Source organism: Candidatus Dadabacteria bacterium (assembly GCA_026706695.1).
In the GTDB taxonomy this organism is placed as follows: domain Bacteria; phylum Desulfobacterota_D; class UBA1144; order Nemesobacterales; family Nemesobacteraceae; genus Nemesobacter.
Genome location: JAPOYE010000085.1, coordinates 22,930 through 44,090, shown reverse-complemented (window position 1 = coordinate 44,090; position 21,161 = coordinate 22,930). Strand labels below are relative to the sequence as shown.

At 51.8% G+C, this 21,161-nt stretch carries 20 protein-coding genes and 1 tRNA gene; 12 read left to right on the top strand and 9 right to left on the bottom strand.

Annotated features, from left to right (window positions below):
• Window positions 1-521: 521 nt before the first annotated feature.
• Both OXG10_06440 and rpoH read right to left on the bottom strand, forming a co-directional pair.
• Window positions 522-1,457, bottom strand: a complete 936-nt coding sequence (locus OXG10_06440; GenBank protein ID MCY3827000.1) for an outer membrane beta-barrel protein — start codon at window positions 1,455-1,457, stop codon at window positions 522-524.
• Window positions 1,458-1,648: 191 nt separating this feature from the next.
• Entirely contained in the window at window positions 1,649-2,542 is an 894-nt protein-coding gene (rpoH, locus tag OXG10_06435) for an RNA polymerase sigma factor RpoH (GenBank protein MCY3826999.1), read from the bottom strand.
• An 84-nt stretch (window positions 2,543-2,626) separates the two neighbouring features.
• Between rpoH and OXG10_06430 the strand changes: the two genes are divergently transcribed.
• Window positions 2,627-2,702 (top strand) — tRNA-Asn (locus OXG10_06430).
• Between the two features lie 232 nt (window positions 2,703-2,934).
• Here the strand turns inward: OXG10_06430 and OXG10_06425 are convergent.
• Window positions 2,935-3,282, bottom strand: a complete 348-nt coding sequence (locus tag OXG10_06425) for a hypothetical protein (GenBank protein ID MCY3826998.1) — start codon at window positions 3,280-3,282, stop codon at window positions 2,935-2,937.
• 68 nt (window positions 3,283-3,350) lie between these two features.
• Window positions 3,351-6,098: an excinuclease ABC subunit UvrA gene (gene uvrA / locus OXG10_06420; protein MCY3826997.1), complete on the bottom strand. Its 2,748-nt coding sequence runs from the start codon at window positions 6,096-6,098 to the stop codon at window positions 3,351-3,353.
• Between the two features lie 264 nt (window positions 6,099-6,362).
• On the opposite strand from uvrA, the gene OXG10_06415 reads away from it, so the two are divergent.
• Genes OXG10_06415 through pdxA form a run of 4 tightly spaced genes read left to right on the top strand, consistent with a single transcriptional unit; the run spans window position 6,363 to window position 9,841 of the window.
• Window positions 6,363-7,613: a serine hydroxymethyltransferase gene (locus tag OXG10_06415; protein MCY3826996.1), complete on the top strand. Its 1,251-nt coding sequence runs from the start codon at window positions 6,363-6,365 to the stop codon at window positions 7,611-7,613.
• Between the two features lie 4 nt (window positions 7,614-7,617).
• Window positions 7,618-8,076: a transcriptional regulator NrdR gene (gene nrdR / locus OXG10_06410; protein ID MCY3826995.1), complete on the top strand. Its 459-nt coding sequence runs from the start codon at window positions 7,618-7,620 to the stop codon at window positions 8,074-8,076.
• 5 nt (window positions 8,077-8,081) lie between these two features.
• Window positions 8,082-8,864 (top strand): TatD family hydrolase, encoded by a 783-nt coding sequence (locus OXG10_06405; GenBank protein ID MCY3826994.1) that lies wholly within the window; start codon window positions 8,082-8,084, stop codon window positions 8,862-8,864.
• 26 nt (window positions 8,865-8,890) lie between these two features.
• Window positions 8,891-9,841, top strand: a complete 951-nt coding sequence (gene pdxA, locus OXG10_06400) for a 4-hydroxythreonine-4-phosphate dehydrogenase PdxA (GenBank protein MCY3826993.1) — start codon at window positions 8,891-8,893, stop codon at window positions 9,839-9,841.
• Window positions 9,842-9,911: 70 nt separating this feature from the next.
• Here pdxA and OXG10_06395 read toward each other — a convergent pair whose 3' ends face one another.
• The 3 genes from OXG10_06395 to OXG10_06385 form a co-directional block, all read right to left on the bottom strand.
• Window positions 9,912-11,432 carry a S41 family peptidase gene (locus tag OXG10_06395; GenBank protein ID MCY3826992.1) on the bottom strand — a complete coding sequence of 507 codons (1,521 nt, stop codon included), beginning with the start codon at window positions 11,430-11,432 and terminating at the stop codon, window positions 9,912-9,914.
• 164 nt (window positions 11,433-11,596) lie between these two features.
• Window positions 11,597-12,916, bottom strand: a complete 1,320-nt coding sequence (locus OXG10_06390) for a S41 family peptidase (protein MCY3826991.1) — start codon at window positions 12,914-12,916, stop codon at window positions 11,597-11,599.
• A gap of 531 nt (window positions 12,917-13,447) precedes the next feature.
• Window positions 13,448-14,197, bottom strand: a complete 750-nt coding sequence (locus OXG10_06385) for an NAD-dependent deacylase (GenBank protein ID MCY3826990.1) — start codon at window positions 14,195-14,197, stop codon at window positions 13,448-13,450.
• Window positions 14,198-14,261: 64 nt separating this feature from the next.
• Between OXG10_06385 and ndhC the strand changes: the two genes are divergently transcribed.
• The 7 genes from ndhC (at window position 14,262) to OXG10_06350 (ending at window position 19,422) form a co-directional block, all read left to right on the top strand.
• Window positions 14,262-14,684 (top strand): NADH-quinone oxidoreductase subunit A, encoded by a 423-nt coding sequence (gene ndhC, locus OXG10_06380; GenBank protein ID MCY3826989.1) that lies wholly within the window; start codon window positions 14,262-14,264, stop codon window positions 14,682-14,684.
• On the top strand, window positions 14,675-15,160 hold the full coding sequence (locus OXG10_06375) for an NADH-quinone oxidoreductase subunit B (GenBank protein ID MCY3826988.1): 486 nt from the start codon (window positions 14,675-14,677) through the stop codon (window positions 15,158-15,160). Before ndhC ends, OXG10_06375 begins: the two co-directional genes overlap by 10 nt.
• Window positions 15,157-15,675, top strand: a complete 519-nt coding sequence (locus OXG10_06370) for an NADH-quinone oxidoreductase subunit C (GenBank protein MCY3826987.1) — start codon at window positions 15,157-15,159, stop codon at window positions 15,673-15,675. Before OXG10_06375 ends, OXG10_06370 begins: the two co-directional genes overlap by 4 nt.
• Window positions 15,675-16,901 carry an NADH dehydrogenase (quinone) subunit D gene (gene nuoD / locus OXG10_06365; GenBank protein MCY3826986.1) on the top strand — a complete coding sequence of 409 codons (1,227 nt, stop codon included), beginning with the start codon at window positions 15,675-15,677 and terminating at the stop codon, window positions 16,899-16,901. The genes OXG10_06370 and nuoD overlap by 1 nt, the downstream gene beginning before the upstream one ends.
• Before the next feature lie 89 nt (window positions 16,902-16,990).
• Window positions 16,991-17,227, top strand: coding sequence for a type II toxin-antitoxin system Phd/YefM family antitoxin (locus OXG10_06360; protein MCY3826985.1), 237 nt, complete (start codon window positions 16,991-16,993; stop codon window positions 17,225-17,227).
• Window positions 17,209-17,625, top strand: coding sequence for a type II toxin-antitoxin system VapC family toxin (locus tag OXG10_06355; protein ID MCY3826984.1), 417 nt, complete (start codon window positions 17,209-17,211; stop codon window positions 17,623-17,625). Before OXG10_06360 ends, OXG10_06355 begins: the two co-directional genes overlap by 19 nt.
• Before the next feature lie 48 nt (window positions 17,626-17,673).
• Window positions 17,674-19,422 (top strand): hypothetical protein, encoded by a 1,749-nt coding sequence (locus OXG10_06350; protein MCY3826983.1) that lies wholly within the window; start codon window positions 17,674-17,676, stop codon window positions 19,420-19,422.
• 44 nt (window positions 19,423-19,466) lie between these two features.
• Here OXG10_06350 and OXG10_06345 read toward each other — a convergent pair whose 3' ends face one another.
• Together OXG10_06345 and OXG10_06340 are read right to left on the bottom strand one after the other, a co-directional pair.
• On the bottom strand, window positions 19,467-20,372 hold the full coding sequence (locus OXG10_06345) for an alpha/beta hydrolase (GenBank protein MCY3826982.1): 906 nt from the start codon (window positions 20,370-20,372) through the stop codon (window positions 19,467-19,469).
• A complete protein-coding gene (locus OXG10_06340) occupies window positions 20,369-21,142 on the bottom strand; it encodes a 4'-phosphopantetheinyl transferase superfamily protein (protein ID MCY3826981.1) in 774 nt (257 codons plus the stop codon). The genes OXG10_06345 and OXG10_06340 overlap by 4 nt, the downstream gene beginning before the upstream one ends.
• Window positions 21,143-21,161: the final 19 nt, after the last annotated feature.

Here is a 21,161-nt window from a genome sequence, read left to right as displayed (position 1 = left end):
AAAACACCTAGTGCAATTATATCTCTAGCCTGCATGGTTAACTTCCCTCTTAGACAAAGGAAATATCCGTTTATGCCTGTCCTGTCAACACAATATGCATGAAATATGCATGAAAAGGTTACAATTTGTAACAGAGGGTACAATTACCTCGATTTATTTGTAAATCTCGTTTTGACGGAAACTTGTAGAGCAAAGTTTTTGGCCGCCAGCTTAGCAGTTTTTCTGTCGGTTTCTTTGATCATTCCGAATGCAGGTTTTGCAGGTGGCATGCCGGATAATCCCCCGCAGAACGAAGCGCCTATACGCTTCGACAAATACGCTGGGGCCTTTATCGGTGCCGGAGAAGACGATTGTAAAAGTGGAACTCGAATTTTCTCTGAAGCGGAATCGAGGGGCCCCTATGAATTCACGGCGACTGACCCTATGTCTTCACTTTTACATGAAGTCACCGCCATGTCCCACAAACCATAAGGGACCTCGATCCGCTAGATTTTTTCCGCTTCGCTTTGAGAAAACGGAAATCAGAACGCATATTTCATTACCAGACTGACTCCGAATGCGCTTAAGTCGTCAGTTTCAATTGTATAATCAACTGTGTCCGTTCCCGGCCCATTATTGGGGGCGTGACCGCGCAACTGGTCCCATTCATCTCCGCCGCTGAATTCGGCGTACTGGACCCAGCGTCCCTTGACCCCGATTGAGGCATTATCGGTCAGCATGTAATCCACCCCGACCACCGCCTGGTAACCGAACACCGTATCTTCGAGAGTATGGCTTGCCGTGGTCGTGACGCCGGCGATTCTTTGATGCAGAGCCTGACGGTCCTCTTCTTCGTTGCCGGAACCCAGATACTCCGCATCGTCCGCGGTCGTAATTACATCCGGGTTTATATTGCGGGCCCAGACAGCGTCAAATTCGACTTCGGCCATTCCGAAACCAACCCCGCCTCCGATGTAAGGACGGAGTTGCCCGGAGACCGGAAGGTCATAGTAAACGTTTACAAACAGGCTGTTTATATTTACCGCTCCTATACGCTCATCGGAACGGACCAGCTCCTGATCTGCTTTATCCGCAATGTCCTGACCTCCTCCAACAACCGAGGACGTCGTATCGTATTGCGCGCCGAAGTTAAAATACTCGGCTTCAACTCTCGCGCCAAAACCTGTGCTGACGCCTAAAGCGACACCGGCGGTCACTCCCGTTGAACCGTCAAAGCTGTTGTTCCAGACTGATGTGTCGGAAGAACATACGCCAGAGTCAAAATGGTTATCGTCTGCCGGATTGTTTAAGTGTTGGTCGCACAGCGTGCCGAAATCAGTATCACTGGCGTCGGTATCCAAAGAATTCCCGATACCGAGTCCCAATTCAGTACTTATATACAGCTGCTGGGCGTTTGATGAAAAAGAAATCAGTATGAGGAGAAGTAAAGAAGAGGCAAGGGTTATAAATCTGCTCATTTCAACCTCCTGTTAGATTTGCTATGTAGGAATAAAGAACCACACACCCTATTAAGAACATATTATAATTCGGGTCCTAATTCAATTAAAACTTGCAATTGTAATTAAAAAACAAAAAGTTCGTAAATAGTTAGAGGTTTTAGTATGTTACGGGTAAGAATCCTTTCGGTCTTCCGCTTGTCCCGGGAATTCTATACGTGAAAATGCTCTTTCTGGAATTCCTTCCTGATCTTGTTAAGAGCGTTTTTTTCTATCTGTCTTACACGTTCTCTTGAGATGCCGAATTTGCGGGAAAGCTTCTCGAGAGTTTCGGGAGAATCGGTGAGAACCCGTCTTTCGATAATGTATCTTTCCCTGTCTTTTAGGTTCGCCAGGGCTTCTTTTATCTTCTTGGCCACAAGCGGGCGGGTCTGGGAGTCTTCGAGGAACTGCTCCTGATCAAACGTGTCCCCCAGCATGTCAACGTAGGTGCGTTCCGTGCTGCCTTCTATGTTTGCGTCAAGAGACAGGTCTTTTCCAGACATTATCCGGTCCATCTCGATTACCTGGCTGTCCGGCACGTCAAGTTCCTTGGCTATCTCGGAGTAAATATCCTCCCCCATCTCGGCTCCTGTGGATTCGATTTTGTTTTTCGTTGACCTGAGTTTGTAGAAGAGCTTTCTTTGCGACTGGTTCGTCCCGACTTTTACTAGGCTCCAACTCTTCATTATGTGGTTCTGTATGTATGCTCTTATCCACCAGACCGCGTATGAGATGAGTCTGTATCCCTTTGTAGGGTCAAAGCCTCTTACGGCCTTCATGAGTCCTATGTTGCCTTCCTGGATAAGATCCAAGGTGTTTACGTTGTAGTTTTTGTATTCGTTTGCAATACGCACGACGAACTTCAGGTTTGATACAATCAGTTTTCTGGCGGCCTCAAGATCGCCCGTTTCCCTGTGCCTCATCGCGAGTTCGTATTCTTCTTCCCTGCTCAAAACAGGGTAGTCCCTGATCTGTGCCAGATAGCTTTGCAGAGAGTTTGAAAGTGCGGGAAGAGATGAACTCACTTCTTCCGGCTTCTTTTCTTTTTCTTTTTTTCCGGCCATTTTTGCTCGGTATTAGATTTGTTGACTGTTTTTCTTATCTATATAAAATTAACTATTCTTTGGCTTTTTTCTATTTTCTACAGTTCCGGCGTAGCTCAGTTGGCAGAGCAGATGACTGTTAATCATCGGGTCGCAGGTTCGAGCCCTGCCGCCGGAGCCAAATTCCTGCCTACCGGACCTGAGAGAGCCGTTTTAGCGTTTTTTTATAAGTTCCATGGAGAAATTACTATTAATCGCTATGTGAGAAGCGAGGGACAATCCAGGCTAACTCAAGTTGCTTTTTTGAGTTAGCCTGAAGAAATTCTTAAGCCGTTCCCCGCTCAGCAAAGCGCCTGATCTAGGTAATTTTCTCGAATGCGGGCGATTTTTATTTACTTAATACTCCAGGCTATCTAGATCAGATAGTAAATCAACATGAAGAGGTACCGCATGTTCGGGCTTGAGTTGTGGGCCTCGAGTCTTCCCGAAAGATCACCGATTCCGCCGAAAAAGGCTTCGTTATAGACTCCCGCCACTCTTTGGAACTCATCAAACTTAATAAGCGGCGGTTCGCGAACCATGAGCGGTCGCACGTTCTTCTCGGCGGAAGTTATCCTGATTCCGTCACCTTCCGTCGTGGCCAAGAACCATCGCTGGGAGTCCTCGAGCATGAGCTCTATGCCGCCTTCGGTCTTCTGTTTAAGAATTTCCCACTCTTCTTCCTTGGATTCGCTGAAAGGTATTTTTCTGTCTGCAAGCATTTTTTCTCTCCGACAAGATTATTTTTAAGGTTCTATTCTACCCCATGTCGAAAAAATATATAATCCGGCTAACCGAGAAGCGGTCTCAGGTGCTCTCCGGTATAAGAGTTTTCTACCGAAGCAACCTGTTCCGGAGTACCGGAGGCCACTATGCGTCCCCCGTTATCTCCTCCCTCAGGTCCGAGGTCAACTACATAATCCGCGCATTTTATCATCTCAAGGTTGTGCTCTATGACTATTACGCTGTTGCCGGCGTCGACAAGCCTGTTAAGAACGTCGAGGAGTTTTCCTATGTCGTCGATGTGAAGTCCGACCGTGGGTTCGTCAAGGATGTAGAGAATGTTGTTTTTTTCTTTTTTCGAGAGTTCCCGGGCTATCTTTATCCTCTGGGCTTCTCCTCCCGACAGTGTTGTTGCGGGCTGTCCGAGCCTCAGATAACCGCATCCGACATCCTTTAGAACCTTGAGCTTTCTGGTAACGGCCGGGTTTCCCGAGAAAAACCCCATGGCCTGATCGACAGTGAGGTTAAGGATGTCGTCTATGTTTTTCCCCTTGTACCTGTAGGCCAGAACCTCTTTTCCAAACCTTTTTCCTCCGCATTCCTCGCACGTCACCATGACGTCGGCGAGAAAGTGCATCTCGACCCTGTGACTTCCCTCGCCCATACATTTCTCGCAGCGGCCTCCCCTGACGTTGAAGGAAAAATGCGACGGGGTAAGCTTGCGAAGTTTCGCCTGGTAGTGCCCGGCGAGGATTTTGCGTATGTCGTCGTAAACCTTTATGTAAGTGACGGGATTTGACCTCGAGGTTCTTCCTATGCTCGCCTGATCAAGAATTATCACGTCGTCTATATACTCTGCGCCTTCTATACGTTCGTGTTTTCCGACCCTTTCGGCCTTCCTCCTGAATTTTCTTAGAAGAGCGTTATGCAGGATGTCGTTTACAAGCGAGCTTTTCCCCGAACCCGAGACCCCGGTTACGCACGAGAGGGTTCCAAGGGGAAAACGGACGTTTATGTTCTTGAGGTTATTTTCGCTTGCGCCGATTACGTTTATTGAGTTGCCGGTGGTCTCTCTGCGGGAGCCGGGAACTTCTATTTTCTTTTCGTTTGCGAGGTATTTTTTCGTGGTCGAGTTCTTCGCCGAACGCAGGAAACTCTTCAGGGTCCCCTGATACACGACCTCTCCCCCGCCGTCTCCCGCCCGGGGACCGAGTTCCACTATGTAGTCTGCGGACTTTACGGTGTCAAGATCGTGCTCTATGAGTATGATGGTGTTGTTTCTCCCCCGGAGTTCTCTTATCAGCGAATTGAGCCGGCTCATGTCTCTTGCGTGCAGACCGATCGAGGGCTCGTCCAGAATATACAGGGTCTCGGTAAGCCGCGAACTCATCTGGCAGGCAAAATTTATCCTCTGCGCTTCTCCGCCCGAGAGGGTGCGGGTGAGCCTTGAGAGGGTCAGGTAATCAAGCCCCACGTGGATAAGAAAATCCAGCCGTGAATTTATTTCCTTTATTATGTCGGCGGCGATCTCCAGTTCATAAGCGGACAGGGTCAAGCGGTCAAACCAGGACTTCAGATCCTTTACGGACATCTCGGAGAGATGGAATATGTTTTCCCCCTCTATCCGCACGTTGAGGGCTTTTTCCTTGAGCCTGCTTCCCCCGCAGTCCTCGCAGGTAAACGCGGAGCGGTATCTCGAGAGAAAAACCCTTATGTGGGTTTTGTAATTTTTCCGCTCAAGCCTTTTGAAATACCCTTTCACGCCGTAGTAGTACTCGTCTCCGTTTAACACGAGATCTTTTTCCCTTGTCGAAAGTTCCGAGAAGGGCTTTTCCGTATCTATTCCCGCGTCCTCGGCGAAGGCGAGCAGCTTTCTCATCTGTTTTCTGTAGGAAGTTTTCGTGAAGGGATCTATTGCCCCTTCGGCGAGACTGAGAGCGGGGTCCGGAACAAGGAGTTCGGGATCGATTTCAAGGTTTCTTCCGAATCCGCTGCATCGTTCGCAAGCCCCGTAGGGACTGTTGAAGGAAAACGTGTTCGGGGTAGGTTTTTCAAACCCAATGTCGCAGAGATCACAGCGAAGTTCTCTTGAGAAACGCAGGCTCTGTCCTAAAACGATGTGTACAAGCGCCCGGCTGCTCTCGGAAAAAGCGGCCTCAAGCGCTTCTGTAATCCTCGATTTCGACCGTTCTCCTATAACGGTTCTCGCGGTGACTACCTGGGTCTTTGCGTCCGGATCCTCCAAGCTTTTTTCCATATCCCGGGTCTTTCCGCTCCGGTAGGTGCGTGAGTAGCCTTTTTTCATATATTGTGAAAGATCCGCTCCCTCTTCGGTCTCAAAGCAGATGACGGCTCTTTCCCCTGGGAATTTTTCGAGCAGCAGCCGAGTGAGGGACTGTGGAGAGTGTTCCATCACTTCCTCTCCGCATTCTGGGCAGCGGGTTTTTCCGATTTTCGCGAACAGAAGTCTCGTATAGTCGTATATTTCGGTTGTGGTGCCTACTGTGGAACGGGAATTTATGACGTTGTTTCGGCTTTCGATAGCTATCGGGGTTGGAAGACCTTCTATGTCGTCCATCGCGGGGCGCTCGACTTTCTCTATAAACTGTCTTGCATAGGTTGAAAGGCAGTCGATATACCTCCTGAGCCCTTCTTTGTAAACGGTGTCAAGCACGAGGGATGACTTGCCCGAACCGCTGAGACCGGTCACCACCGTGAACCTGTTTTGAGGGATCAGGACATCTATGTTTTTCAGGTTGTTTTCCCTGGCGCCTTTTATCTCTATGTATCCGTTCCGTTTAGCGGTCTTCGACATGCGATTTCCCCGCCCCGGCTTATCCGCCCCCAGGGGATTTCCCCTTCCCCCGAGCGGCATTTGTAACGAAATTGAGGTTTGCCGGGGCATTCGGTATTCTTTTCCCTGGGAAAGATGAATATCCCGTGGTTTCTCACTTTAACTTTACACAATTATCGTGCAGCTTTTTTCCGAGATGCGGCATTATTGCGTGGGCGTTGCGCAGGACAGCGCTTGGTGCTGGAGAGCCGTTTTCACAATACTTTTTCGTTTCGAGGTGAGTAGATGAGTCATCTAAGGACGGTTGATGAGCAGATAGCGGAAGTTATCCGCATGGAAACACAGCGCCAGGAATGGAAACTCGAGATGATAGCGTCTGAGAACTACGTTAGCGACGCCGTCATGGAGGCCATGGGGTCTGTGCTTACTAACAAATATGCCGAAGGTCTCCCCGGAAGGCGTTATTACGGAGGTTGTGAATTCGTTGACGTGGCCGAGGATCTGGCGCGAGAGAGGGCCCTTGAGCTTTTCGGTGCTGACGCCGTTAATGTGCAACCGCACTCGGGAGCCCAGGCAAACATGGCCGTGTTCTTTGCCGCGCTTAAGCCTGGAGAGACTGTCTTGGGCATGAGGCTTGACCACGGAGGACATCTTACCCACGGACACCCCGTTAATTTTTCGGGACGGCTCTACAACGTCGTTGCCTACGGGGTTTCAAAGGAAACGGGAACAATCGATTACGACGAGGTGAGGAAGCTTGCCCTGGAACACTCCCCGGGACTCATAATCGCCGGCTGGAGCGCTTACCCGAGGGATGTGGACTACGCGAAATTCAGAAGCATAGCGGATGAGTGCGGGGCGCTTTTGCTGGCGGACATAGCGCATCCGGCGGGGCTTGTGGTCGCCGGACTTCACTCGGATCCCGTGCCCCACTGCGATTTCGTGACGACTACCACCCATAAAACCCTTCGGGGACCGCGAGGCGGCATGGTAATGATGAAGGAAGAGCATGCAAAGACCGTGAACAGCAGGGTTTTTCCCGGAACCCAGGGCGGTCCGCTTATGCACGTCATAGCGGCCAAGGCCGTTGCGTTCAAGGAGGCTCTTACGCCCGAGTTCTTAGAGTACCAGCGCCAGATAGTGAAAAACGCACAACGTCTCGGGGAAAATCTCCTAAACGCGGGTCTTAAGCTCGTCTCGGGCGGAACCGATAACCACCTGGTGCTGGTTGATCTCACGGAGACGGAGTTTACCGGGCAGGTTGTTGAACAGACGCTTGAGAAGGCGGGCATAACGGTCAATAAAAACACTATTCCCTTCGACCCCCGTCCTCCCATGGTCACAAGTGGCGTAAGGATCGGAACTCCCGCGATTACCACAAGAGGGATGAAGGAACCGGAAATCGACGCGATATCAGGTTTTATAATGGAAGCTTTTAACAATCATGAGAATGAAAAGGTTCTCGGCAGAATAAAGGAAGACGTGAAGGAACTGTGCCTGCGTTTTCCCGTTTACGGTCACAGACTCGGCGGATAAAAGAATGAAGTGCCCTTTCTGCAAATCTGATGACACCAGAGTAGTTGATTCAAGAGAAGGAAAAGACGGTTTTTCCGTCAGAAGACGCAGGGAGTGCAACGACTGCCAGGAGAGATTCACCACATACGAAAGAATCCACCATGCCGAGGTGATGGTGGTGAAAAAGGACGGTCGCAGGCAAGAGTTTGACCGCAACAAGATAATAGCCGGAATGCGCAAGGCGTGCGAGAAAAGGCCGGTAAGCACTGAGGTCATAGAGGATTTTGTCTCCGGTTTCGAAAAGGAGCTTCTCGAGAGGGGAGAGCGGGAGATATCAAGCGAAGAGATAGGGAAAAAGCTGATAGACAAGCTTTATGATATCGATCAGGTCGCGTACGTAAGGTTCGCTTCGGTCTACAGGTCGTTTAAGGATGTAAACGAGTTTCTCGACGAGGTAACGGGTCTCCTTAAGGAGAAGAAATAGACCGCATGCTGGTTGATTCCCACGCCCATCTGCTCAGTATTGAAGACCCTGTGGGCGCCGTGTCAAAAGCCGCGGCCGAGGGAGTCGGGAAGATCATATCCATCGGGACGGGGATTGAGTCCTCGCTTGCCACCATAGAGCTTTCGAGGAAATACAGGGGAGTTTACGTGTCGGTTGGAATCCACCCGCACTCCGCTTCCAGTTTCAATGAAGAGGTGATGCGGGAGTTTGAGGGGATGGCCGAAGACCCCAAGGTAGTGGCGATTGGAGAAACCGGGCTTGATTATCACTACATGAATTCCCCCAGGGAAGATCAGATAAGGTCGTTTGAGGCGCATATGGAGCTCGCGAGGAGACGCAATCTACCATTCGTGGTTCACGTAAGAGACGCTGAGGAAGAACTGCTTTCAATGCTCCGGGAGGCTGATCTCGGTCCGATGCCCGGAGTTATCCACTGTTTTTCAGGGGATTACGAAACGGCGAAAAAGTATCTTGATCTCGGTTTTTTTATTTCCTTCTCCGGCATAGTGACTTTCAAGAGGGCCGAGGAGGTAAGGGACGCGGCGGCCAGAATTCCCATTGAGAGGCTTCTTTACGAGACGGATTCTCCTTACTTGGCGCCGGTGCCCCAGAGGGGGAAACCGAATGAGCCGTGCAATGTAGTTTACGTGGCCAAACTTATTTCGAAGCTCCGGGGACTGTCTCTTGAGGAATTTACTCAAATTGTTTTTGAGAACGTGACGGAGCTTTTCCCAAAAGTATCGAAGGACAAAGACGGTCTTATCTAGCTGAAGAGAAATCAAGAGGTGTTTTCGTGAGCGGAAAATCAAAAATAGCTGTAACGATGGGAGACCCGAACGGGATAGGCCCGGAGGTTTGCATAAGGGCTTTTTACGACGGTTTCTTCGAGGATATATACGATATCGTGTTTGTCGGAAGCGAGCCGGTGCTCCAGAAGGCTAACTATAAGTTCGGAAAGGGCGGTCCCCTGTCGATTATAGATCCTACGGATTTTTCCTTGGGGGATGTTGAGGCGGGCGTGAGGTCTGAAAAAGCGGGGAGGGCGTCTGTTGTGTGCATAGAAAAGGCTGTGGCCATGGCCCTTGCAGGAGAAGTTGACGCCATAGTTACGGCTCCCATAAGCAAGAGATCCATACACATGGCCGGTTCTACCTACCCCGGACACACGGAAATGCTTATGGACCTTACAGGTTCTGAAAACGTGGTAATGCTTTTTGAAGGAACGAGGTTCCGCGTCGCGCCCGTGACGATACACGTCCCTCTTAGCGAGGTTCCGGACATGATTACGGAAGAAAGCGTTTATGTGACCGTCTCCATATCCGCCCGGGAACTCAAAAAAAGATTCGGAGTCGAAGATCCCAAGATAGTTGTCTGCGGGTTAAACCCGCACGCCGGAGAATCGGGATCTTTCGGAAACGAGGAGCAGGAACATATAATTCCGGCTCTTGAGAGAGCGAGAGCCGAAGGAATATCGGTCGAGGGACCACTGCCCGCGGACACTCTTTTCTACGACGCCCTTCGCGGCAAGTGGGACCTTGTGGTCGCCATGTACCACGACCAAGGCTTCGTGCCCTTCAAGATGCTTTCTTTCGATACCGGGGTTAATGTAACTCTGGGACTGCCTATACTGCGGACCTCTCCTGACCACGGAACCGCTTTTGACATAGCGTGGAAGGGCGCTGCGCGCCCCGAGAGCATGATTCAGGCGATAAAAGTAGCCATGGAGATATGCGACGTAAGGTAGTAAAGCGCATCGGCGACACAGTAGCGGGTTTCAGAGGACAGAGAATATAGGCTTCTGTTTTCGTCGGGGATCAGTTCGATGACGGTATCCCGGACCCAACTATTTTGCCCGAAAACCCAGAAGGTCTGGAGATGGCTTCACCGGGCGATGACTCCGCCAATGAAACTCTTGTTCTGCCGCCTTCTTCCTCTGAGGAAGGACAAGCGCCGATGGCTCGATAGGCAAGAGCTGTTTTGAGAAGAACCTCCTCGGGGTCACCGAGCTGGTGGTTGAAGTCTTCTGCAACTTGGCAGTGCGGAGCAAATCCATCTTCGAAATCTGCCTCGCCCTTGGCATTTGCCCCCCTGAAGTTAATCGAATGGTAAACAGTTCCGCAGTTCTCGGTTGGAGCGAAGCCGTAGGGCTTGCCGCAGGTAACTGACCCTATTTGGATGACGTCTATGTCGACCCCGAGCAAACTGTTTATGACTGATTCGCTTGCTGAGCAGGTTCGGGGGCTCGTAAGAACGAACAGGCGCGGCAAACCGAGACTGGGAACCGTCAAGTCCGTGTCGCCAATTATGTCATCCGCTGAGAATTCAAGAGCGAACTCCCAGCTTTGCGATGGGATTTTACCGTTTGTCTGAAGCTCTTCGAAAATAAATCCTTCTTTTTCAGTCCCGGCGATCATCGACGAGAATATCTGTGCTACATAGAGAAGTCCGCCAGGATTATAGCGAAGATCAACGATCAGGTCATCGATGCCTGCGTTTTTCAGATGTCTGCCTGCTTCTACGATGGCTGTCGCAGCAGGTGCGTTGTGAGCGTTAAACAGCATGTAACCTACACGGTCTCCATTGCCAGTGGTCAGGACTTTCACGTTCGGAACCGGATCAGTAGTTATTGCCACGGAAGTCATGGTTACCGTGCGGGGAGTTGACGATCCGAGATCCAGAACGGTGAACATGTGGCTTTCCCCCACTGTGCGTGGAAACAGGCCGTTGTTTAATACGTCTAAGTTATCCGAATCTAACATCCTTTCACCGTCGATCTCGAGAATCTGGGCGCCGCGGGAAAGATTAACCTCGGTAGCCGGCGAACCGGGTTCTGTGTAAGCGACCCTTACGTCTCGTGGCGGGGCGGCTCGCAGAAGCGCGAACTCGGCACCGTATCCTATATCAATGCTTTCCCTTTCTGCCAAGAATTCTGCAGTAGGTACGGTGAAATGAAATCTATCCTTGGGAGCTCCGGAAGCGTTTGTTTCAAAGGTCTTCATCAAGTCAAAGTAGACGGGAGTACTGCAGCAGGAAGGATCCTGATCTTTGATTTCGTCGTACCAGAGATAGGTTTCGTGACTCCAGGACCGAAGCCAGTTGTTTTCATCTGCGTAGATGCCTTGAGAGGAGATGCTCTTATAATAAGCTTTGCTGAGGTCGGCGCAGGTATCTACGAAGATATCACTGGGAAAAAACGCCGGTTCTTCTGCCGGAGCTGTTTCATAAGTATCGCCGCAACCGAGAAAAACCGATACTCCGAGCAACGTTAGGCATATCGCGAGCAAGTGTCTCGAAGTGGATCTGTATGGGGAAAGGCGGTTTTTTCCTTTGTGCACTGCAGTTCTCCTCTGATTAAATGCCAAGGTGGATTTGGCTAGACGTACATTATCGCAGGATGACCTTAATTTATCAAGGTACGCGTGCAACGTTAAAAAGTTACGGCGTTCAGTGATGCAGGTTGCGGTACGGAAAAAATATAAGATCGGGTTTGCTCAAAAGCTTACCGATCGAGAATCAAACCGGGCAAGCTGGAATATGGCGAGGGAATGGGATCGATTGATAACGATTCTTCCTGGGAGTTTTTCGTCGCGACATCTGGGACTTGAGCTGCACTTGATGAAGGACACGCGTCGTCAGCCTGATAAGCGAGGGCTGTTTTAAGAAGGCTTTCCTCCGGGTCGCCGAGCTGGTGGTCATAATCATTGTCCGCAACGGAGCAGGTAGGCGAGAAACCGTCATCATAATCGGCAACTCCCTTGTTATTAACTATCCTTAGCTGAATAGTGGAATAAGTCGTGCCGCAATTGTCTGTCGAAACAGAACCGTAGTACTTGCCGCATGTGGTCGAACCAACCAATATTACCTCTATGTCGATGCCGCGCAGGCTGTTGATGATCAGTTCGCTTGCCGAGCAGGTGCTGGGACTGGTCAGAACGAACAGGCGCGGAAGATCAAGATACGGCAGTCGATACACAGTGCCGTTCTCATCTTTGAACGCGCCGGCAAAGGGAGCGGATACATTGTCTGTTTTGTCGTTATATTCAATTGTTGCGAAGTTTTTCCCATTGCCTGCGGACCCGGCTATTATCGATGTTATAATCTGCGCGATGTAGATGAACCCGCCAGGATTATAGCGAAGATCAAGCACTAGGTCATCGATGCCTCTTCCTCTCCTAAATGTGTTGCCGGCGTTTATTAGCGGTTGCGCCGCCGGGTCATTGTGAGCGTTAAACAGTATGTAACCTACGCGGTCTCCTTCGGGGGTGGTTATCACTTTTACTTTCTGCACCGGATGCACTGTGATCTCTCTTGCGGTCATTGTCACGGAGCGCTCATGGGAGAATGAACCGGGATCTTTAACAGTGAATGTGTGCGTATCACCAACAGATGGATTCAAAGCGGCGTTTATCTTGTCTACCTCGTCTTCGTCGGTGGAATTTACGATATCAATGCCGTCAACGCCGAGGATCTGTGTGCCGCGCACAAGATTGACGCTGGCCGCGGTCGCGGGCGAGCCGGGTTCGGTGTAGGCTACCACCACATTTCGCGGAGGCGAGCGTTGCAGAATTTTGAGTCTGACGCCATATCCAGCCGTAATGCCCTCATTGGAAAGTTGCCGGTATTCTCTGGTGGGCTGTGAGAAATGGAACCTGTCCTTTGGCTTTCCGGAAGATGTCGTCTCTTTTGTTTTCATTAGCTCAAAGTACTCCTCCGTAGTGCAGCAGGCCGGATCCACATCCTCGATTTCGTCGTACCAGAGATAGGTTTCATGACTCCAGGACCGAAGCCAGTTGTTTTCATCCACGTATGTTCCCTGCATGGCGTCTTGACTAACAGCTTTGCTCGGATCCGCGCAGTATTGATGAAAATTGTCGCTGGGACAGAACATACCTTCTTGCCATGGTTCATCGCTTGTACCGCAGGTCAGCGGTGGCGGTGATGATGGTGGAAGCGACGGCGGTGGAGACGGTTCAGTTGGTTCCGGGGGTGCTGTTTCGACCGATTCTGGCAACGAGGTTTCTCCTGAACCCGCTGAAGATGAACTCTCGCCACCGCAGCCCGTAGAACCGAGTACCGCAATTAGTGCTAGGAATACCCAAAGGCATCGCGACGTTAATTCACCTGTAAAGCAGCCGCTTTTTCCTTTGTTCAAGATACGCCTTCTCCGTGTTAGCCTAGATTATAAAAATTATTCAATACGAGTGGTCCTATCAAACTCAACAACTACCTAGTAATGGCAGTTGGGGCTGGATGGTGAGATGTGCCGTAGGACTTAATTTTTTACGCTCTTGTGAATTCCCTTTGAGTGGATTCTCTGGTCCAGAATCTCGGGACCCGGCCTGATTTTTCGTCACATTCGGTTTCTGGAAGTTTCGGATTCCACGAGGAGGGGCAGGACTTCTCCCGATTTACCCATTACGCTTGCGTCGTAAAGACCCGTACCGGGGGTCACATCAATATTGATTTCCACTACCGGTTTCTCGCTTTTTTTCGCTATAAGCCCCATTGAAGCCGCAGGTTCGACCACTCCCGAGGTTCCCACTATCAGAAGAAGATCGCACTGCTCTATTGCGAACAGGCACCTGTCTATTGTCTCCATCGGGATGATTTCTCCGAACAGCACGGTGTTCGGCCTCATTGGCGCGTCGCAGGCGTCGCACTTAGGGGGAAGTTCCGGAATAGGTACCTGATAGTTCTTCTCCACTTTTTCGCATTCGGTGCATTTGATTTCCCAGAGACTTCCGTGAAGTTCTATTACGTTTCGTGTCCCGGCCGCGAAGTGAAGGCCGTCTACGTTTTGCGTTATGAGTGTGAAGTCCTTTTTTTCCTTCTCAAGCGCGGTTATCGCGAAGTGGCCGGGATTGGGCTTGGCGTTTTTCATTATAGCCCTTCTTGAGTCATACCACTCCCACACCAACTTGGGATTTCTGAAAAAGGCCTCTGGCGTTGCAAGTTCGTGGGGGTCGTAATTCCTCCAGAGCCCTTCTTCTCCCCTGTATGTGGGAATACCGCTTTCAGCCGAGATTCCCGCCCCTGTAAGGACGACGATTTCGTTGGAATTGGTTACGAATTCGTACGCTTTTGCGATCTCTTTTTCCATGTTTGCGTAACCCGGGATATGTTAACCGTTTTACAGGTCTTTTCCCATTGTTGACCGTAAAAACATGGTTGCGGGAGCGTGGGATTTTCTTGACAATTTATCCCCTGATACTAACCTTGTTTGTGTTGTGTTAGACCAGTATGTTCCCGTCCTCCTGATAATAGTAATAGCGATCGTTCTTGCCGCGGCGCTTCTGTCCGTTTCCTATCTGCTCGGTCCGAAAAGATACGGAAGCTGGCGCAAGCTGATTCCGTATGAATCGGGGATGGTTCCCAAGGGAGACGCAAGGGAGAAGGTTTCACTCAAGTATTACCTCATAGGAGCCCTCTTCATACTGTTTGACATAGAAATCGTGTTCCTTGTCGCCTGGGCGGTCGTGTTCAGGGAGCTTGGGATGGTGGCACTTATTGAGGTGCTGGCATTCCTTTTTGTTGTAATCGGCGGGTACTTTTACGTTCTCAAAAAAGGAGCTTTGGAATGGGAGTAAGCAGCGGACCACTTCTCGGCGGAGACGGTTTTCTAACGACCAAGGTCTCCGCGGTTGCCAACTGGGGAAGGAAACACAGCCTGTGGCCAATGGCTTTTGGAACCGCTTGTTGCGCGATTGAGATGATGGGGACTTTCTCCTCGAGGTTTGATATCGCGAGGTTCGGGGCCGAAACCGTGAGATTCTCGCCGAGACAGGCGGATCTGATGATAGTTTCCGGTACCATAACCTACAAGATGGCGTCGGTCTGCAGAAGGATCTACGAACAGATGCCCGAACCCAAGTGGGTAATAGCGATGGGGTCGTGTACATGCGGCGGCGGACCTTTTGACAGTTACGCTGTTGTTCAGGGAATAGACGAATTCCTTCCGGTGGATGTTTACGTTGGCGGCTGTCCCCCGAGACCCGAAGCCCTTATTGACGCCGTCATGAAAATCCAGAAGAAAATAGATAACGAGGGACCCCCGATCGTATGACCTCCCCACCTGACCCTGTCGATCAAATAAGGGAAAAAATAAGCGGGTACATCCTCTCGGAGAGCACATTCCGCGGGGAGACCACCTTTACTGTAAAGGCAGAATCGATAGTCGAGTGCTGTTCGCTTCTGAAAAACACCCTCGGTTTTACTTACCTTGTGGACGTTACGGTTGTTGACTACCTGACCGTTAAATTCCCAAGGTACGAGGTTGTTTACCTCATTCACCGCTTCGGTGAGAACTACGAAGAGAACCTGAAAATAAGGCTCAAGGCTGCTCTTGAGCAGGATAACCCCGCGATTGATTCCGTAACGTCGGTGTGGTCCGGGGCGAACTGGCTTGAGAGAGAGGCTTACGATATGTTCGGGATAACTTTCAGAGGACATCCCGACCCGAGAAGAATACTGATGCCCGAGGATTACGACCAGTTTCCGCTCAGAAAGGATTTCGACGTGAGAGACAGGGAATCTTCAAAGAGATCTTTCGAGCGGGCTCTTGATGAGGGGCTTGAGTGATGGAAAGAGTCGAGATTGTTACAGAAGAGCTAGGCACTGAGGCCGACGGTACGAGAAAACAGACCATGATGCTTAACATGGGGCCGCAGCATCCGTCAACCCACGGGGTTCTGCGGGTGGTTCTTTACCTTGACGGAGAGATAGTCCAAGAAGCCGTTCCTCACATCGGCTACCTGCACAGGGGAATAGAGAAGCTCTGCGAGGATATCTCCTACCAGAAATGTCTTCCCTACACCGACAGAATGGACTACCTGGCCTCGATTTGCAACAACATAGGCTTCATACTGGCCGTTGAGAAGCTCCTCGGGATTGAGGATGAGATTCCCCCGAGGGCCAAGGTGGCCGAGGTGATAATGTTTGAGCTCGGCAGGATCGAGTCCCACCTCATAGGTATAGGCGCAAACGCCATGGATCTCGGCGCGATGACCGCTTTTCTTTTCTGCTTCAAGGAGAGAGAGCGTATCTACGAGATTCTCGAGATGGTGTGCGGAGCGAGACTCACGACTTCATACCCCAGGGTGGGGGGCCTCCCCATGGATCTTCCCGAAGATTTCCCGGACACGATAAGGAATTTTCTTAAGATATTCCCTGAGACCTTAAGCGAGATAGACAGGCTTCTTACGAGAAACAGGATATGGATCGACCGCACCAAGGAAGTGGCGGTTATAAGCAAGGAGCAGGCTATCGATCTTGGAATTACCGGCCCCATACTGAGAGGAAGCGGCGTTCCGTATGACGTAAGAAAGGCCGCTCCCTACCTTGATTACGAAAACTACGAGTTCGACATACCGGTCGCCAATGAAGGAGACGCGTACGCCAGGTATCTCTGCAGGATGGAGGAGATGAGACAGAGCCTTCGCATAATCGAGCAGGCTCTTCGTAATCTTCCCGACGGCCCCTACATAGCCGATCTTCCCGATATCGTCTTGCCCGAAAAAGAGCTTGTCTACACTAAAATGGAATCCCTGATCAGGCATTTCGTGCTGGTTTACAGCGGTTTTGAGACTCCTCCCGGGGAGATATACCACGCCGTGGAGAACCCCAAGGGAGAGCTTGGTTACTACATAGTAAGCGACGGTACGGGAAAACCCTACAGAATGCGGGTTCGCGGGCCGTCATTTGTGAACCTGCAGGCCCTTCCGGGTATGGTAAAAGGGGGATTCGTCTCCGATGTCGTTGCCGCGATAGGCAGCATTGACATAGTGCTCGGGGAAGTCGACAGGTAGGAGCGGGGAGAAAAAACCTACTTCTTCGGTTTTCTTGCATTCTTCCGAAGTGCCTTGACATAATATGACCGGTCATGAATACTGGTCATATGACGACGATTAATGCATCCGATTTCAAGGCACGGTGCCTAGCCATCCTCGACCGCGTTCACGAGACCGGCGAACGGGTGGTTATCCTGAAGCGTGGTAAGCCAGTTGCGGAGCTGTCACGTGTGCTCAGCGAGGGAAACCGGTATCCCCAGAGTGAACTGGAGGAGACGGTCATCATAGATGGCGATGTAGTGGAACCAGTGTTCCCAGAAGAGCAGTGGGACAGCCTGAAGTGAAGAATGTGTTGCTCGACACACATATCCTGCTGTGGTGGCACGGGGACCGCAGTCGGCTGTCTCGGGATCAACAGGACGTTATTGCGTCCGCCGACGCCGACTCGCCGTTGCAGGTATCTGATATTTCGCTTTGGGAAGTGGCGATGCTGCACAGTCTGGGTCGTATTCGCCTGAAGATTCCCCTCCGGGAGTGGTTGGAGAAGGTGGTTGCACCTCCGCTGGTGCGGCGACATGGCATCTCTCCGGCGGTAGCGGCCGAGTTAGTGTCGTTGCCGGATTCCTTTCACCGCGATCCGGCGGACCGCATCCTCGTGGCGACCGCTCGTGTGCTCGGCGCGACGCTTTTGACTCAGGATCACAGAATCGTCGAAGCTAAACTGGTTAACACGCTGAGCTGATACCGATACTCTTTACGCCAGCGATGAAACCTGATTGGGAGGTTCGGATTGGCTTCAACCCCTGTAAACGACCACATCCGCTACGAGCCGGACGAAAAATGCACGCCGCTCTCCTCTTTCATCGTCGCCATACAGGGCATCGTGCTTGTGCTGCCGCTCGCAGTTTCGATAGTGGTTATCAATGTTCTAGCGACCGGCCAGAACGAAGCATATCTGACCTGGTCCGTATTCTCGGCGCTGATAATCGTAGGGATAGTCACCGCGCTGCAAGCCTCCAAGATAAGCCGATTTGGTGCGGGGCATCTGGTCGTCATGGGAGTGACGCCCAACTACATCCCGCTGTCGGTATTTGCCCTGCATGAGGGAGGACCGGCGATGCTGGCCAGCCTGATGGTAGTGTCTGCGCTTTTTTTCTTTGCTATAGCGACAAGGCTTCCCCAACTGCGGCGCGTGATAACGCCGACCGTGTCAGGCACAGTGCTTATGCTGATAGCCGTGATGGTGCTGCCCATCTGTTTGGATCGATTCGGGGAAGTCCCGGAGGGTGCGCCGGCATTCGCTGGGCTGTTCGTAGCTGCGGTAACGCTGGTGGTATCCACGGCGCTGATACTGCGCGCCCCGCGGCGCTGGCGTCCGTGGTCCATACTGATCGGATTCGCATCCGGATGCATTGCTGCGGCCCTGCTGGGAGTGTATGACCTGGAGCCGCTGTACGCGGCGCCGTGGGTCGGCATTCCCCAAGTCGGTTTCCAAGGGTTGGATCTTACATTGGCTGCCGGATTCTGGGCGTTGCTGCCGATGTTCCTGATTGTCACTCTGGTGCAGGCGATCAAAGGCATTGGAGACAATGTGGTAATTCAACGGGTGTCGCGGCGCAGACCGAGGACGACCGATTTTCGGCTGCTCCAAGGCTCGCTCTACTCAAATGGGCTGGGTGTTTTGCTATCGGGTCTTGCCGGAACGCCTCCTGCGTCGCCATATTCGTCATTCACGGCGTCGGTCGTGAACATGACGGGAGTCGCCGCCCGCAATGTGGGATACGTTATAGCGATCATGCTTCTGGTACTGGCATTGCTGCCAAAGTTCACGGGCGCGCTGCTCACCATACCCAATCCGGTGATGGGGGCATTTCTCTTACTTGCCGTGGGAATATTTTTTGTCGAGGGAGTGCAGACTATTGTGCGCGACGGACTGGATTTTCAAAAGACCGTTGTTGTAGGCGTGTCGTTCGCGCTTGGTGTCGGGTTCGAGCAGCAAAACATTCTTGAGAACTTGCTGGCGCACCCGTGGGGCACGCTGCTTGGCAACGGCATCACGGTGGGCGCGGCAACGGCGATTGCGCTCAACATCTTCCTGAATGTGACCAGTCCGCGTTCCAGGAAGCTGGAGGTCCGACTGGACTTTTCCGACCTGCCGCAAATTGATGCCTTCATGCGGGAAGTTGCCGCCGATATGGACTGGAGCGAGGCGGCGACCCAGCGGCTGCGTTCGGCGGGCGAGGAGACGCTCTCGAGCCTGCTGCAGCCAGACAGTGAATATCCCGAGGATAGCGGGACGGACAAAACGTCGCGCCTGATCATAGCCGTGCGTCCCGACGGTAGGGCGGTGGAGATGGAATTCATCTCGACGCTTGAGGACGAGGAGAACCTGGAGGACCGTCTCGCGTATCTTAACGAGGAGGACGAAAGCGTGGATGAGAGGGAAATATCGTTCCGCCTGTTGCGTCATTATGCCTCATCGGTGCGCCACCGGAAATATCAGGGGATGGATATCGTTACGGTGCGGGTCGAAGCGTAACGGCTGCCTGAATTGGCGAGCCAACGCAAGGGAAGGGGCCGAGTTTACGTAGTGATAATCGGCTCGATGAACTCAAGCATGGACCTGACGCATTCCTGCGGCTTTTCCAAAAGAAGAAGGTGCGTAGTGTCAGGCAGAAAGTCGTAATCCACGGTAGACATATCGCTCAGGTCGAGCGTCGGCAGGTATGAGTATGGCAAGGTCGGGTCAGCCCCGATGACCTTTGTCGGGCAGAGTAGCGACTGAAAGTCCACGAGTACGGCGAAGGCGCTGGCGTACTCTATTAATTGCGCCTGGTACTCAGGAGGGCAGCGAGGTTCATACCCCTCTCCATTCGCACACTCACGCAGGGTTGTTCTTGCGTAAAGGTCGAATACCCCTGGCACCACGTGCTGCCAGGCTGGAATGTAAGGAAGAATGTCCACAAGTTCCTGCGTGGTTTTAAACTGACTTGTGCTTTGACGGATCGTTTTGGCCATACGTTTTGCGATATCTTCATAATCCTTAAAGCTCCGGCCAGGTTTGCAGACAGGCGGGTCGAACAGAACCCGGGCTGCAAAGTCGCCGCCCTTTTTGGGTGATAGCAGAGTCGCCAGAGCCGCAACTGAGTGGAACACACCTATTCTGGGCTTTGCTCCATAGTGAAGGTCAACAGCCTCAAGAATGGTGTCGTTGTCCTGAGCCAATGTTGGAAGACTATGGTTTTCAAGATCGCTTACCGGGTTCCAGCCATGGTTTCTGAGATCGTAGATTATAAGGTCGAAATCGTCGACCAAGAGTGACCAGAACGGATAATAAAGGTCGGTTGCGAGACCGTTGCCGTGGCTCAGAACGAGTCGCGGTCCCGACGGGTTTCCATGTTGCCGCAGCGTAATGACGGTTTCGTCGTCCATGCGGACATCGTGAGTGGAAAGCGGTTCAGGTACCTCCCATACGATTTCTGAAGTCACTGGCAAATTCCTCGTTTTTCTGACACGTCACCGCTCAGCCGCTGTAATGACCGCTCGCCCAATTGGGACGGGACAAGTTCGTGCGCGATGGCTGCTGAGAAATCCTCGTTGCCGATGTATTCGACGCGCCAGTGTATTTCCGGCAGCTGTGGGAAGCGGAACATGCTCATTTTTCCCCGATGCAAGGCTTGTGGCACTTCAAACTGAGACACATCAAGGGTAAAACCTAGGCCAAGAGCCTTGATCAGGGCTTCCTTGATGGTCCAGAGTCTGAAGAATAGCTGAACCCTGTCGCGGCCATGTACGCATGCAAGGGCGGACTGTTCGTGAGGACCGAACACGGCTTCGCTCAGTTCGTCAAAATCCCTTCGGGGGACGCGCTCCTCCACATCCACGCCCAGACGTCCATGGGGAACAAAAGCTATCAAGCCGTGCTTTCCGCTGTGGCTGAGGTTAAAGCTGATGGCTGCCGGTTCCTCGTCTACTAGTGCGAACGGCTTTCCATGATCAGATGAACCGAAACTGAGGCGCTCATTGTCGCAACCGAGCTGGCGACAGAGGATAGCCCGAAGCGCGGCACGACACAGAGCAAACCTGCGACGAGGACCTGGGAGCGGATATTGGCGACAGCGCATCTGTTCTTCCTCATTCAGCCATAGTAAAGATGATGCCTCACGGCTGGCGTTAGGAGTCAGGTCTACATACATGACGGTAACGGGACCAGTTTTACGGAAGGAACTCCACCAGCGTCTTGCAGCAGAAACGGACATCAGATGCCGGTTACCTCTA

What these genes read in the sequence shown, in the direction of transcription:
- OXG10_06440 (MCY3827000.1), bottom strand. Translation starts at nt 1,457, where the DNA reads ATGAGCAGATTTATAACCCTTGCCTCTTCTTTACTTCTCCTCATACTG.
- rpoH (MCY3826999.1), bottom strand. Translation starts at nt 2,542, where the DNA reads ATGGCCGGAAAAAAAGAAAAAGAAAAGAAGCCGGAAGAAGTGAGTTCA.
- OXG10_06425 (MCY3826998.1), bottom strand. Translation starts at nt 3,282, where the DNA reads ATGCTTGCAGACAGAAAAATACCTTTCAGCGAATCCAAGGAAGAAGAG.
- uvrA (MCY3826997.1), bottom strand. Translation starts at nt 6,098, where the DNA reads ATGTCGAAGACCGCTAAACGGAACGGATACATAGAGATAAAAGGCGCC.
- OXG10_06415 (MCY3826996.1), top strand. Translation starts at nt 6,363, where the DNA reads ATGAGTCATCTAAGGACGGTTGATGAGCAGATAGCGGAAGTTATCCGC.
- nrdR (MCY3826995.1), top strand. Translation starts at nt 7,618, where the DNA reads ATGAAGTGCCCTTTCTGCAAATCTGATGACACCAGAGTAGTTGATTCA.
- OXG10_06405 (MCY3826994.1), top strand. Translation starts at nt 8,082, where the DNA reads ATGCTGGTTGATTCCCACGCCCATCTGCTCAGTATTGAAGACCCTGTG.
- OXG10_06390 (MCY3826991.1), bottom strand. Translation starts at nt 12,916, where the DNA reads ATGCAGGGAACATACGTGGATGAAAACAACTGGCTTCGGTCCTGGAGT.
- OXG10_06385 (MCY3826990.1), bottom strand. Translation starts at nt 14,197, where the DNA reads ATGGAAAAAGAGATCGCAAAAGCGTACGAATTCGTAACCAATTCCAAC.
- ndhC (MCY3826989.1), top strand. Translation starts at nt 14,262, where the DNA reads ATGGTTGCGGGAGCGTGGGATTTTCTTGACAATTTATCCCCTGATACT.
- OXG10_06375 (MCY3826988.1), top strand. Translation starts at nt 14,675, where the DNA reads ATGGGAGTAAGCAGCGGACCACTTCTCGGCGGAGACGGTTTTCTAACG.
- OXG10_06370 (MCY3826987.1), top strand. Translation starts at nt 15,157, where the DNA reads ATGACCTCCCCACCTGACCCTGTCGATCAAATAAGGGAAAAAATAAGC.
- nuoD (MCY3826986.1), top strand. Translation starts at nt 15,675, where the DNA reads ATGGAAAGAGTCGAGATTGTTACAGAAGAGCTAGGCACTGAGGCCGAC.
- OXG10_06360 (MCY3826985.1), top strand. Translation starts at nt 16,991, where the DNA reads ATGACGACGATTAATGCATCCGATTTCAAGGCACGGTGCCTAGCCATC.
- OXG10_06340 (MCY3826981.1), bottom strand. Translation starts at nt 21,142, where the DNA reads ATGTCCGTTTCTGCTGCAAGACGCTGGTGGAGTTCCTTCCGTAAAACT.